A 13,323-nucleotide genomic window follows, 5' to 3' on the forward strand; every position below is an offset into this window, starting at 1 on the left:
GAGGAAGTCTTTGATGACGAAGACGATGCGACGAGTGGAAGATACAAAGGTATATAAAGGTCGTGTACTTTGGATCTTTACGAAGTACCAATTATTATCCAAAACCATCTTGGCTCTACTGATGTATCCAATTTACCATATTCTCGTTCAGTTCTTACTCAATAGTTCTGGTAGAACGGTTTTCTCTAGTGGAGATTTTATATCCTTTCTTCTTAGCTTTAATGGAATCGGATTATTGCTCATTACTCTTGTGATGATGGTTATATTTATCGGTTTAGATGTGAACAGTTTCATTCTCATGAGTGCCTTGATTAAGGAAGGTAGGATTGAAGTGACTGCCCGTCAGATGATCTGGGTGAGCTTACAGTCGCTGAAGCATTTCCTCAGTCCAGCTGGTTTGTTGATGATGGTGTATATTTCACTGATTTTTCCTCTGGTTGGTTTGGGGATAACGATTTCGCCAATGAAAGACTTTCAAATTCCTAACTTCATTACATCTGTTATTTATGCCAATCCACTTTATTTGACTCTCTATAGTCTTGTCCTTATTTTCTTGACCTATCTCAGCTATCGTTTTATTCTTACCTTTCATTATATGTTAATTATGGGCAAACCCACCAAGGAATCTTTCAGATTATCAGCTCAATTAACGAAAAAATATGGTTTTTCTTTCTTAAAATCTCTTTTGAAAAAATCTCTTATGAAAGGATTCATGGTTATTCTTCCCTTAGCCATGTTGTTCATCATTCTGCTCGGTCTAACCTTTTGGTTGGTGAATGCTGATGATCTGGAATCTACCCGTTTTCTTCTATTTTTCTTATTGTTAGCTCTGTCAGAAGTGGTAGCGGTATTCATGTTCTTATGGATACCTTTGTTCATTTTATCCATCACAGAACTTTTCTATGATTACAATGAGAAAGAAGGTAAGACCATCAGCCTTGTTTTTCCAATCAAAGCAAGTCGTTGGGCTCCTGATATTGAGCATAAAATTCGCCTGAGAACAAAATTTTTTCTAGCTGTTTTCGTTCTCGTTTTGGTAGGGATGAATGCTTTGTTATCTGCTATTTTCACGCTTCACTTTGAGTCTCTTTTTTAGACAAATACGCAAATGGCAGTTATTGCACACCGTGCAGGTGGCGATTTGGGTGCTGAAAATACTATTGAGGGTATCCTAGAAGCGATAAAAGAGAAGGTTGATTGGACCGAGATTGATATTCAACGCACCAAAGATGGAGCTTATGTTCTGAATCATGATGGTGACTTTAAACGTGTTGCAGGTAATTCTCGAACTTCTAATCAACTAACTCTTGCAGAAGTTAAAAAAATGCGTGTTAAGAACTCCTTTGATCCAAGCAAACCTTCTCAGCCTATTCCGACTATTGAAGAAGTTGTTGAGGTGTCAAAAGGGAAAATCGGTCTTTTTATCGAGTTAAAAGGTCAAACGGCTGATGAAAAAATGGCAGATGATATGGTAGAGCTTATCAAAAATGAAAGGATAGAGCAAGAAGCCGTTCTATTATCCTTGGATTATAATCTGATTACCTATATTGAGCAGACCTATCCTGAAATCCAAACTGGTTATCTCTATTATTTTGCTGTCGGTGAGACTAAGGATCTTCTAGGTGACTATCTCATTATGGAAGAAAGGGAGGCGATACCTGAAAAAGTAGCTGAACTCAAATCTTACGGTAAAAAAGTTATTGTTTGGACAGTGAATACCGATGAATCTGTTGACCGATTCACAGCTTCTGAAGTTGATGGTATCATTACAGATTATGTCAGGAAAGTAAAACAAGGGATAAAAGATCAAGATAACCGATCTGATATTGATATTATTATTGATGCTATCTTTGGTACATAATACCATCTTGTCAAGCAGAAGTAGTAGTTTATTTATGCTAACGTAGATGGATTTGGACATTGCAACTTCCCTTTAGACTATACTATTCTGACCGTTTTCATTGGTTAGTGTTTTATAAAAAATGATATATCTCTCGAAATGATTAGATTTCAAGGTGGTTCTAATGGGATAATTATAGATTGAAGTTTTGTCAATTAGGTGTTTCAATGACTTTGAAAACTACGATTTATAAATGTTAAAAAGTATTGAATAGTTAAATTACGTTAGAGTAAAAAAAACTTTGAGGAACCAGCTCCTCAAAGTTTTTTTATTCCTCTCCTACCCATTCGATCCCTTCTTTATTTGCAGCATCTAGAAGTTTTTCATCAGGAAGCTTATCAGAAATAATTGTTTTATACTGTGCAAGGTTGTTGATTTTGAAGAATCCTGATTGATAAAATTTAGAATGATCAATCAAGAGGATTGTTTCTTTAGAACGGTCAATGATGCTTTTCTTGGCAAGTGCTTGGCTAAAGGATACTTCATAGACAAATTCTTCATCGATTCCTCTAGCGGAACAGAAAGCTAAGTCAATTCGGAAGTGATCTAGGATAGAATTTTCTATATTATGGTTGACAACAGATGCTGAATGATGCTTGACTTCGCCACCAGTAATGAAAATCTTCATCGTTGGGTTGGCCAGAGTGGATAAGGCTTGGGCAGTATTCAAGCCGTTTGTAAAGATGATAAGATTGTCAATGCCCACAAGATAGGGACACAGTTCATAAACAGTCGTGCTAGAATCCAGATAAATGCACATTCCTGGCCCTACAAAGTCCTTGGCAAGTTTGGCGATGATTTTCTTTTCTTGACGTTGTTCTGACTCACGAATATGATGAGAAAGTTCTACAGTGTTAAAAGTATTCAAAATTACTTCACCATGTTTGCGTTTTAGAAATCCTTGTTCTTCCAAAAATATGAGGTCACGACGCAATGTTGAAGTACTTGAAAAGGTTTGTTGCTCTAAGTCATGTACCGAAATTCTTTTTTTTATATGCAATATATTTGTAATCTCTTTTAGACGTTCAGTTCTACTCATATTAGTCCTCCTGTAATGATATTAGCATATTTTAGAAAAAAATGAATTTTTTTGAATGAAATAGGGGGATTTTCTTGAACAAATGCCAAGATTTCGTTCAAGTATTGAAATAATTTGTTCCTAAATTTATAATAAAACTATGAAAACGCTAACAAAGAGGAGGTTTTAATGAAGTCAGTTTTAGCCATTGATTTGGGAGCAACTTCTGGTAGAGCGGTACTACATCACATCGAAGAAGGAAAACTTATTTCAAAAGAAATTTGCCGATTCAGTAACCAACCTATGAAAGAGCGAGGTTTTCTTTGTTGGAATATGGAAGATCTATTTTCACATATTTTAGATGCGATTAAACAGGCGAACTCCCTTTCTGATTTACAGTCGGTGGGTATTGATACCTGGGGAGTTGATTTTGCTCTACTTGATGATAAAGGGCAACTGATTTCCTCCCCTGTTCATTATCGAGATAATCGGACTAAAGGTGTGCTAGAAGAAGTAGCACAAATCTCCTCTCTTTCTGAACTATACTTCAAAACAGGCAACCAATTAATGGAAATCAATACTCTGTTTCAGCTGTTGAGAGCCAAATCTAAAAGTCCTGATAGTTATTTTAAAGCAAGAAATCTACTGATGATACCTGATTATTTTAATTATTTGTTGACAGGAAAAAAGGTCATTGAGCGAAGTATTGCTTCAACTATGCAATTGGTTAATCCATTTACCAAAACTTGGAACAATGAAATTTTAGAAATGTTTGAAGTATCGGAGGCCCTTTTTCCTCCCTTAGTTGATGAAGGACTTATTCTTGGTGACGTACTTGAGAAATATAAGGTTGGGACACCATCAGTTATAACTGTTTGTGAACATGATACAGCTAGCGCTATTACAGCTATTCCAACAGAAGATGAGAAAACCTTGTTTATTTCTTCAGGGACGTGGTCACTAATTGGAACAGAATTACCTTATCCCATTATCAATGAGCAATCTCTTAAGCATAATTTCACGAATGAAGCAGGTTATGGTGGTACAACAACTTTTCTCAAGAACTGCACAGGACTTTGGATAGTGGAAGAGATAAAGAGGAGCTACGAAGCACAAGGGAAAGACTTTAACTTTGATGAAATTGTAGAAATGGTGCAAGCTGTGACAGAGCCAGTTGCATTAATTGATACGGATAGCAGAGAGTTTTCTGAACCGGGGCAAATGATTGAAAAAATTCAGGCTTATGCAAAGCAATCAGGTCAGCTAGTGCCTAAAACATCTGGAGAAATTTTCAAAGTTGCTTATACTAGCCTGGCTTATAAATATCATCAAGTTATTGAAGATTTAGAAGATATACTGGGATATTCCTTTACAAATCTGCATTTGATTGGCGGCGGCTCTAAGTCAACCTACTTCTCTCAATTGATAGCCGATGTGACACAAAAAACAGTCATCACTGGACTGATCGAAGCCACTTCAATAGGAAATGCACTGGTACAGTTTATCGCTCTGGAGGAATTGGCTTCCATTAAGGAGGCAAGAGCTCTGGTGAAGCAGTCTATTCAATTTAAGAACTACTATCCTAATAATAAGGAGGTGGATGATGGCACATTATCCTAAAATTGGTATTCGTCCAACCATTGATGGGCGGCAAGGAGGCGTTCGTGAGTCCTTGGAAGAAAAAACTATGCAAATGGCTTTGGCAGCTAAGGATTTGATTGAAAGCAATCTACGTTATGCAGACGGTACTCCAGTGCAATGTGTAATTGCTAGTCGGACAATTGGTGGCCAAGGTGATGCCGGATTCGTCTACGATGAGTTTTCAACACACAATATCATCGGAACTTTGTCTGTAACCCCAAGTTGGTGCTATGGTACAGAGACTATGGATATGGATCCACATACAATTAAAGCGATTTGGGGATTCAATGGAACTGAGCGTCCAGGGGCAGTATATCTGGCTGCTGCAATGAGTGGATATGCTCAAAAAGGTTATCCAGCTTTCAAAATCTATGGCCACGATGTTCAAGATTTAGATGATAATAGCGTCCCAGATGATGTTGCTGAAAAAATATTACTCTTTGCAAAGGGTGTCATTGCAGTTGGGCAAATGAAAGGAAAATCCTACGTCAACATCGGAGCTTCCTCTATGGGCATTGCTGGTTCACAAGTCACTAGCAGTTTCTTTGAAGATTATCTTGGCATGATGGTTGAATTTGTGGATATGACTGAAATCTTACGTCGTATACAACTGGAAATCTATGATCAGGCAGAATATGAAAAAGCACTGGCATGGATTAAAGAAAATTGCAAAGAGGGAATTGATATTAACAAAGGTAAAGACTTTCCTGAAGTCATTACTAAATCAAAAGTTGTGCCAGCTGATAAAGATTGGGAGTTTATCGCTAAACAGACTTTGATTATTCGAGACATTCTCTTTGGTAATCCAGCTTTAGCAGATATTGGCTGGGAAGAAGAGGCTCGTGGTCGTAATGCCATTTCTGGCGGCTTTCAAGGTCAGCGCCAATGGACGGACTGGTTACCAAATGGAGACTTTGCTGAGGCTATCCTAGCTTCTACGTTTGATTGGAATGGTGCAAGGCCTGTCACAGCTTTTGCGACTGAAAATGATACGCTTAATGCAACAGCCATGTTGTTTGGCACTCTGTTGACCAATAAGGCCCCAATATTCTCAGATGTGAGGACTTACTGGAGCCCAGAAGCAGTCGAACGAGTGTCAGGTAAGAAGTTAGAAGGTCGCGCAAAAGATGGTATTCTTCATTTGATTAATTCGGGTGCATCTGCCCTTGATGGTACAGCAGCAGCTAAAGATAAAGATGGTCAGCCAACCATGAAGGAATTTTGGAATATGACAGATGAGGATATCAAGTCCTGTCTAGAGAACACTGATTGGTGCCGTGCTAACTATGAATACTTCAGAGGTGGTGGCTACTCTTCGCACTTTAAGACAGCAGCAGAGTTGCCGATTACCTTGATTCGAGTGAACTTGGTTAAAGGGGTTGGACCAAGCTTGCAAATTGCAGAAGGCTATACCTGTTTACTAGATGATGAAGTGCATAAAGTTCTTGATGAACGCACAGATAAGACTTGGCCAACGACTTGGTTTGCTCCAAATCTTGGAGAGCCTGGTTTTGAAACAGTTTATGATGTTATGAACCATTGGGGATCAAACCACGGAGCATTTGTACATGGGCACATCGGAGATCAGGTGATTACACTAGCTAGCATGCTTCGTATTCCAGTTGCTCTCCACAATGTTCCTAGAGAACGGATTTTCCGACCAAGTATCTTTGGTGGTGTTGGTACAAAAGATTTAGAAGCGGCAGATTTCAAAATGTGTGAAGTATTAGGTCCGCTTTATAGCAAATAAAGAGGTAAGTATATGTTAATGGAAAATGAACGAAAGGAACTTGTTAATTACGGTAAAAAATTAGTATCAGAAGGGTTTACAAAAGGAACAGGTGGAAACTTAAGTGTCTTTGACAGAGAAAAAGGACTGATGGCTATTACACCGTCAGGAATTGATTTCTTTGATATTAAAGAAGAAGATATTGTCATCATGAACTTAGATGGTAAGGTTGTCGAAGGAGATAAACTTCCTTCTAGTGAATGGTTTATGCACCTTATACAATATCAGAAGCGAGAGGATATTGATGCTGTTATTCATGCTCACACTACCTATGGAACAGTGTTGGCTTGTTTACGGGAACCACTGCCAGCGAGTCATTATATGATTGCAGTAGCTGGAAAAGATGTCAAAGTAGCAGACTACGCATCCTATGGTACGCAAGAACTAGCGATGAATGCAGTGAAAGCTATGGAAGATCGTCGAGCGGTTTTTCTTGCCAATCATGGTATTTTGGCAGGAGCGCAAGATCTACTAAATGCCTATAATATTATTGAAGAAGTTGAATACTGTGCTAAAATTTACTGCGTTGCTCGAAGCATAGGAGAGCCCATCATTCTACCTGATGAAGAAATGGAATTGATGGCTGAGCGCTTTAAAACATATGGTCAAAGGAAATAAAAACTAAAAATATTTACATTGGAGGAATGTATGATGAACAAACGTTTACTGAAATGCGCAACTGTATGCTTAGCTGCATTGATTGGTGTTGCGGGATGTAGCACATCGAAAGAGGACACAAGCCACTCTTCGGGTAAAGAAGTCTTGGAATTTTATCATGGCAATTATCAAAGTGAAGCAGAATGGCCCCCAGCGAAGGCAGTTCGTGATTTGTATGATAAGTTTGCTAAAGAGCACAATACGGATAAGGTCGAATTTAAACCAATACCAGTAACAGGTAGCCTTACGGATGTGATGAACAATAAGGTAGCTAGTGGAGAATTTCCAGATATGATTGATCTTGCGGGACACGGTGTTTCCCTAGCGGCCATTGAGCAAGAACTTGTTCTTGATTTGAAACCTTATATTGACGAAAACGGACTTAAGGAAAATGTGGGTATTAACTATACTCAAAACAACGTTAATGGCAAAATCTATACTGCACATGATCAGTTATTAACTCTTGGGCTATGGTATAACGCAGATATCTTTAGCAAGGCTGGTGCTAAGACCCCTGACCAATGGAAGACATGGAATGATTTTTCTGAAGCAATGGCACTGGTTCGTAAAGTAGATGGAGTTTATGCTTTTGGTGCCGGAGAGCCTGCAATTCGTATGTTCAATACAGTTTTAGGTACGACAGAGGAAGGCAGGAAATTGCTCACAGGTCCTCTGACAAAAGAGGGGATTGAATCTAAGGCATTTGCTGAAGCTCTGAAAGTTGTTATGACAGAAGTACAAGCAAATGGTTCCGCTAATGCTGGTGGAGATGCAAATGCTTATACAGCAGATTTTCAAGCTAATAAATCAGGTGTCTTTTTCAATGGTGTTTGGGCTTCTGGAAGTATGGTTGAGAACCCAGCATTGCAGCCAGGTATCTATCCTGGTAGTGTAGCTATCAGTTCACCTGGGGGTGGTATCACTATCTCTAGCAAGATGTCTAAGGAAAAACAAGAACTGGCTTTAGAATTTTTGAAGTACATGTTTAGTGATGAAGTCCAACAAACAATCTTTGAACTTGGTGCTAACCCTGCTAGTCAAAAAATTGATACAGCAAAAGTAGCTGAAGGTTCTGATGATGCCACTGTTAAATTACTCGGTAAAGCAACATCATTAGCAAACACAGCAGATAATATTGTTCCGACAGTTATTTCTGCTTGGGGAGAAGATGTTCGCGGTGCATTGATTAATGCTTTGACAGAAAGTGCTTCAGAAGGAGTAAATATTGATCAAAAAGTAAAAGATACTCAAGCAATTCTGATTGCATTGATTGGATAAAAGAACTTTTCTGAGTGTATCTAGTAGGTTCTTAGAAATATCTAGGAACCTACTCGTCACTTGGGATATAAGTTTTGAAAGAGGAAATTGTTATGTCTAATAAAGTTTTAAGTTTGAAGAATAGAAAAAAGCAAAAAAGCCGCTTTATTTTCTTGTTTTTACTCCCAACTCTTATTTGTTTCTTCCTGTTCTATTTTTACTCAGTAGTGTCTATCTTTGTTACTTCATTTACCAAGTGGGACTACTCAAACTTGAACAATCCACAATTTCTTGGGTGGGATAACTTATTCGATAATTATAAGTATATTTTTACAGAGTATCCATTCTTTTCTGAAGCACTACGAAATTCTATTATTTGGGCTATCGTAGGGATAGTAGTAGGGGTTCCGCTTTCTTTGACAGTAGCCATCGCTCTGTCTAAGAAACTCCCTGGGTGGAAAATTTCTAGAAATCTTTATATTATTCCAAGCATTATTTCGAGTGCGGCTATGGGATTGATTTTCTTACAAATCTATAATCCAAATTATGGTGTTGTGAATCAGGTTATTCGTCTTTTCGATCCTGATTTTCAATCCTCTGTATTATTGACACCTGGAATTAATATTGTAGCGATGACTTGTGCGTATATCTTCTTTGCAGGAACAGCAACTATTATGATTTTAGGTCAGATTTTTGCTATACCAAAAGAAATTTATGAAGCAGCAATTCTTGATAATATAACTGGTTGGCGTCGGGAGTGGTACATCACGATTCCAATGATAAAAGAAACCATCAAAACAATCGCAATCATGTCGGGTACTGCAGGATTCTTATTGTATAATGAAGTATTCTTCTTGACAAATGGTGCGGCGGGAACAAGAAGTATTTCTTATATCATAAGAGAATTAGCAGTGGCGAGTGCACGTACTCAATATTCTCGTGCCAATACAGTAGGTGTGGTTCAAATTATTGGAGGCATGTTAATTATTCTATGTGTTAATCTAGTGTTTAGAGAAGGTAAAAGGAGTAAGAAATGAAAGATCAAATGAATGGTTTGACCAAATCAGGTAAGATTATTATCTACTTGTATATGTTGTTTACCTGCTTGGTGTCTGTATTTCCGATATTATGGATATTTTTGTCTTCGCTAAAAGCAGACCCTATGAAAAATCCTGGACTTAGTTTGCCAACTGAACTTAGCTTTGATGGCTATATCAAGGTGTTTACTGAGTTACACGTTTTAGACTACTTCTGGAATAGCTTTAAGGTGGTATCTATTTCGGTATTCATTAGTATTATCATGATTTCTATGTCTTCTTATGTTATTGCACGTATGGAATTTCGTGGAAAAAAACTGATTACTATGATGCTTTACTCTACGCTATTCATTCCAGCCACCGCAATGACCTTTCCTGTTTACAGATTGGTAAATGTTTTAGGAATCTACAACACCCCACTTGCCTTGATGTTTGTTTATTCTTGTAGTGGAATAGCGATGAGTTTCTTTATCATCCGAAACTATTTTGCAATTATACCAAAAGATTTGGAAGAAGCTGCAGAAATTGATGGAGCCAGTTATCCTCAGATTTTTTGGAAAATTATGCTACCAATTGCGCGGCCAGGCATTCTAACAGCAGCAATTCTTTCTTTTATCAACAACTGGAATGAATTTTATTGGGCATCTATGCTAGTTATCAATCCGAAAGAATTGACAGTTCCAGCCTTACTAGCCCAATTTACGACAGACTTTAATACAAACTATAATGGTTTGTTTTCAGCAATTGTTGTGATTATTCTACCACCAATTCTACTCTTTACATTTGCAAGTAAGTACTTCATTGAAGCTTTAGGAGGAGGAGCAGTAAAAGGATGAAAAACAATCTATATGACATTAATCAACGAACAGAATGGTTTCGTAAGGATCGATTCGGCATGTTCATTCACTGGGGACTTTATTCCATTCCTGGAAAAGGTGAATGGATTCGTAGTCATCAACGACTCTCAATAGAAGATTATCAGCCATATTTTGATACTTTCTATCCCACGGATTATAATCCACGTGAATGGGCAAAACAGGCTAAACGAGCTGGTATGAAATATGTCGTTTTAACAGCTAAACATCATGATGGTTTCTGTCTATTTGATTCTGACTATACGGATTATAAGTCTACCAATACACCAATTGGTAAGGACTTAGTCGCGGAATTTGTAGAGGCAGTTCGTCAAGAAGGATTGAAGGTGGGACTTTATTTTAGTTTGGTAGATTGGTATCATCCTGATTATCCTAAGTATCAGGATCCATATCATCCTATGCGAGGAGATAGCAGATTTGAAGATGATACATTTGACTTAAATCGTTATGTTGACTATCTCCATCATCAAGTAAAGGAAATTGTGACAAAATATGGTCAATTAGATATTTTATGGTTTGATTTTTCTTATGAGGAAATGTCTGGAGAGACCTGGCGAGCAGAGGAATTGATGCAATTGGTTCGGCAATATCAACCAAATGTCATAGTGGATAATCGTTTGGAAGGTTCAGGAGAGGGATTTGGTAGTATTGTAACAGAACAGATTACCTCCTATTCCGGTGATTTCGTTAGTCCAGAACAAATTGTCCCTCATGAAGGTATTCGTAATTATAAGGGAGAATTTATACCATGGGAACTTTGTTTGACCATGAATAATAACTGGGCTTACAATCCTACCGATTATCTTTATAAATCATCAAAAACTCTCATTCGTAAATTGGTAGAGTGTGTCAGCAAGAATGGTAATATGATTCTTAATGTTGGGCCAACAGCACTTGGTGTAATTCCACAGGAAAGTCAAGATATTTTAGCAGATATCGGTGCTTGGATTGAGAAAAACGGTGAATCAATTTATGGATGTGGTATTAGCAACTTACCAAAACCCGAGTGGGGCTACTACACACAAAAAGGTAACACTATTTACGCACACGTATTTGAACAGCCTATCGGGCCTTTAGCTTTAATTGGTATTGATAAAAATCAAATAAAACGGATGTCCTTCTTACATGATGGTAGTGAGGTATCTATTTCAAGTAGTTTCACAACTTTAGCTTATGAAGATATCTGTTTTGCTCAATATGGCGAAGTTCCACACTTTACTTATCCACTCCCAGATGAGATAGATAGTGTTATCAAGATTGAATTGAAGGAATTAGCAGATGAAAATTGAAAATCAACAACTGGCTCGTTATTTTAACTTCCGTGAGGATAAGTTTTATACAACCCACATTCTAAATAAGCACATAGATGTTACAGTTGAAAATTGTTCTGACCAGGAGTTTAGAATTGTATTCTGTGACGGATCTTCCTACACATCTTCTGATTTTGGAGCGCACATTGTCGAAGAAACAAAAGATAGCTTGCAAGTACATTTTTACCGTGAAGATGTTAAAGTAAATGTACTTTTTACAGCCCGTGAAGACATCATTGCAAAAGAAATGACGGTTATCCAAAGTAATAAGATTATCAATTATATTGATGTTGAAGTACTAGAGTTTACTGATGTGAAAGATATTTTCTATCCCAAGAAGCAAGATAATATTAAAGAAATGGCAGATTTCTCAGGTTACTATGTTGAACTCGGACAACCAGTTTATGCTAAAACGCTTTATCTTGGGATGGAATTCCCTATGGGTGAAAATCGTATTTCTGATACTCAGTATTTTTCAAGATATTATATCGGTCACGAGATGATAGAGCCTAAGAAAATCTGGCCTGCTGTTATGGGAGCAGCGCAAAATTCAGATAAACTATCTATGCAAAAAGCATTTTTCTTGTATATTGAAGGAATTGCCCAGCCAAGTTATTTCCGAAAACAGTATAATTCATGGTATGACCACATGACTGAAATTGATGAAGAAATCATCTTAAATAGCTTTTCAGAAATTTATCACGGCTTTGAAAAACATGGAGTCCATTTAGATGCTTACGTAGTTGACGATGGCTGGTGTGATTATCAGAGTATTTGGGAGTTTAATAAAAAGTTTCCAAGTGAACTCAAAAATGTAAAATCTTTGGTTAATAGATTAGGTTCTAGTCTTGGTCTCTGGATTGGTCCACGTGGTGGTTATAATGGTACGGAAGTGACTATGAGTGATTGGCTTGTTGAACATCCAGAAATGGGTAGTAAAAATAGCCTATCTAATGATGTCAATATTGCTGACTTTAACTATCTCAAACGTATGAAAGAGAAGATGCTAGAGTATCAAAAAACTTACGATATTAGCTATTGGAAGATTGATGGCTGGCTTTTGAAACCGGATACTACTGACTGTAGTGGGGACTTTGCTATGCATATTATGACACCAGTTTATGAGTTTTTGATTGAGCTTTTGACAGATTTAAGAAGGGAGCGTGGCGATAGGGATTGCTGGTTGAACTTGACTTCCTATGTTAATCCAAGTCCGTGGTTCTTACAATGGGTGAATAGTCTTTGGATCCAGATTTCGCAAGATGTTGGTTTTACAGAAGGTGCTGGCAATGATATTAATCGTATGATAACCTATCGGGATATTCAATATAAAGAATTTTTGGATAAACGTGATATTCAATTACCTCTTTGGGCCTTATATAATCACGAACCTGTTTATGCAACAACAGCTCATACTTGGTATATGGATCACCAGATGTATGCAACAGTTGAAGAATTTGAAGATTATTTAATGTTTATTTCCACCCGTGGGAATGCTTTCTGGGAATTTCATTATTCATACAGTATGTTTGATGAGGACCGTTGGGCAGCTAATGCGCGTGCTATAAAATGGATTGAAGCTAATTATTCTGTTTTAAAGCATAGTCGTCGCATCGGTGGAGATCCAGAACTTTTTGAAATATACGGATATCATTGCCAACATCCGAAAACCGGAAAAGAAATTTTATCTTTAAGGAATCCATCAAGCAAGACGAAGCTATTCTGCCAGTCGGAACTCGATTTTAGTACTTATTCGGTCATCAAGGAGACAGCTTGTATTATTTCGGAAAATGGAATAGAAATTCCCCCGTATACAATTTTATTGTTAGAAAAGTAGGA

At 37.5% G+C, this 13,323-nt stretch carries 11 protein-coding genes; 10 read left to right on the forward strand and 1 reads right to left on the reverse strand.

Features of this window, described 5'->3' with window-relative positions; all coding sequences use genetic code 11:
• Positions 1 to 13: 13 nt before the first annotated feature.
• Entirely contained in the window at positions 14 to 1,096 is a 1,083-nt protein-coding gene (locus F602_RS11115; RefSeq protein ID WP_018167208.1) for a glycerophosphoryl diester phosphodiesterase membrane domain-containing protein, read from the forward strand.
• Between the two features lie 12 nt (positions 1,097 to 1,108).
• Positions 1,109 to 1,861, forward strand: a complete 753-nt coding sequence (locus F602_RS11120; RefSeq protein WP_018167209.1) for a glycerophosphodiester phosphodiesterase family protein — start codon at positions 1,109 to 1,111, stop codon at positions 1,859 to 1,861.
• A gap of 307 nt (positions 1,862 to 2,168) precedes the next feature.
• Here the strand turns inward: F602_RS11120 and F602_RS0106760 are convergent, their stop codons facing one another.
• Complete coding sequence (locus tag F602_RS0106760; protein ID WP_018167210.1) at positions 2,169 to 2,939, reverse strand: DeoR/GlpR family DNA-binding transcription regulator; 771 nt, start codon at positions 2,937 to 2,939, stop codon at positions 2,169 to 2,171.
• 168 nt (positions 2,940 to 3,107) lie between these two features.
• On the opposite strand from F602_RS0106760, the gene F602_RS0106765 reads away from it, so the two are divergent.
• The 8 genes from F602_RS0106765 to F602_RS0106800 all read left to right on the forward strand — a co-directional run bounded on the left by F602_RS0106765 (position 3,108) and on the right by F602_RS0106800 (position 13,321).
• Entirely contained in the window at positions 3,108 to 4,538 is a 1,431-nt protein-coding gene (locus F602_RS0106765) for a rhamnulokinase (protein WP_018167211.1), read from the forward strand.
• Positions 4,522 to 6,309, forward strand: a complete 1,788-nt coding sequence (locus F602_RS0106770; RefSeq protein WP_018167212.1) for an L-fucose isomerase — start codon at positions 4,522 to 4,524, stop codon at positions 6,307 to 6,309. Before F602_RS0106765 ends, F602_RS0106770 begins: the two co-directional genes overlap by 17 nt.
• Before the next feature lie 12 nt (positions 6,310 to 6,321).
• Complete coding sequence (locus tag F602_RS0106775) at positions 6,322 to 6,966, forward strand: L-fuculose-phosphate aldolase (RefSeq protein ID WP_018167213.1); 645 nt, start codon at positions 6,322 to 6,324, stop codon at positions 6,964 to 6,966.
• A 30-nt stretch (positions 6,967 to 6,996) separates the two neighbouring features.
• Entirely contained in the window at positions 6,997 to 8,283 is a 1,287-nt protein-coding gene (locus F602_RS0106780) for an ABC transporter substrate-binding protein (RefSeq protein ID WP_018167214.1), read from the forward strand.
• Between the two features lie 92 nt (positions 8,284 to 8,375).
• Positions 8,376 to 9,299 carry a carbohydrate ABC transporter permease gene (locus tag F602_RS0106785; protein WP_018167215.1) on the forward strand — a complete coding sequence of 308 codons (924 nt, stop codon included), beginning with the start codon at positions 8,376 to 8,378 and terminating at the stop codon, positions 9,297 to 9,299.
• On the forward strand, positions 9,296 to 10,135 hold the full coding sequence (locus F602_RS0106790; RefSeq protein WP_018167216.1) for a carbohydrate ABC transporter permease: 840 nt from the start codon (positions 9,296 to 9,298) through the stop codon (positions 10,133 to 10,135). The genes F602_RS0106785 and F602_RS0106790 overlap by 4 nt, the downstream gene beginning before the upstream one ends.
• Complete coding sequence (locus F602_RS0106795) at positions 10,132 to 11,463, forward strand: alpha-L-fucosidase (RefSeq protein ID WP_018167217.1); 1,332 nt, start codon at positions 10,132 to 10,134, stop codon at positions 11,461 to 11,463. The genes F602_RS0106790 and F602_RS0106795 overlap by 4 nt, the downstream gene beginning before the upstream one ends.
• Positions 11,453 to 13,321 (forward strand): alpha-amylase family protein, encoded by a 1,869-nt coding sequence (locus F602_RS0106800; RefSeq protein WP_018167218.1) that lies wholly within the window; start codon positions 11,453 to 11,455, stop codon positions 13,319 to 13,321. The genes F602_RS0106795 and F602_RS0106800 overlap by 11 nt, the downstream gene beginning before the upstream one ends.
• The last annotated feature ends 2 nt before the right edge of the window (positions 13,322 to 13,323 follow it).

It is taken from the genome of Streptococcus minor DSM 17118, assembly GCF_000377005.1.
GTDB classification, from domain to species: domain Bacteria; phylum Bacillota; class Bacilli; order Lactobacillales; family Streptococcaceae; genus Streptococcus; species Streptococcus minor.

What these genes read in the sequence shown, in the direction of transcription:
- F602_RS11115 (WP_018167208.1), top strand. Translation starts at nt 14, where the DNA reads ATGACGAAGACGATGCGACGAGTGGAAGATACAAAGGTATATAAAGGT.
- F602_RS11120 (WP_018167209.1), top strand. Translation starts at nt 1,109, where the DNA reads ATGGCAGTTATTGCACACCGTGCAGGTGGCGATTTGGGTGCTGAAAAT.
- F602_RS0106760 (WP_018167210.1), bottom strand. Translation starts at nt 2,939, where the DNA reads ATGAGTAGAACTGAACGTCTAAAAGAGATTACAAATATATTGCATATA.
- F602_RS0106765 (WP_018167211.1), top strand. Translation starts at nt 3,108, where the DNA reads ATGAAGTCAGTTTTAGCCATTGATTTGGGAGCAACTTCTGGTAGAGCG.
- F602_RS0106770 (WP_018167212.1), top strand. Translation starts at nt 4,522, where the DNA reads ATGGCACATTATCCTAAAATTGGTATTCGTCCAACCATTGATGGGCGG.
- F602_RS0106775 (WP_018167213.1), top strand. Translation starts at nt 6,322, where the DNA reads ATGTTAATGGAAAATGAACGAAAGGAACTTGTTAATTACGGTAAAAAA.
- F602_RS0106780 (WP_018167214.1), top strand. Translation starts at nt 6,997, where the DNA reads ATGATGAACAAACGTTTACTGAAATGCGCAACTGTATGCTTAGCTGCA.
- F602_RS0106785 (WP_018167215.1), top strand. Translation starts at nt 8,376, where the DNA reads ATGTCTAATAAAGTTTTAAGTTTGAAGAATAGAAAAAAGCAAAAAAGC.
- F602_RS0106790 (WP_018167216.1), top strand. Translation starts at nt 9,296, where the DNA reads ATGAAAGATCAAATGAATGGTTTGACCAAATCAGGTAAGATTATTATC.
- F602_RS0106795 (WP_018167217.1), top strand. Translation starts at nt 10,132, where the DNA reads ATGAAAAACAATCTATATGACATTAATCAACGAACAGAATGGTTTCGT.
- F602_RS0106800 (WP_018167218.1), top strand. Translation starts at nt 11,453, where the DNA reads ATGAAAATTGAAAATCAACAACTGGCTCGTTATTTTAACTTCCGTGAG.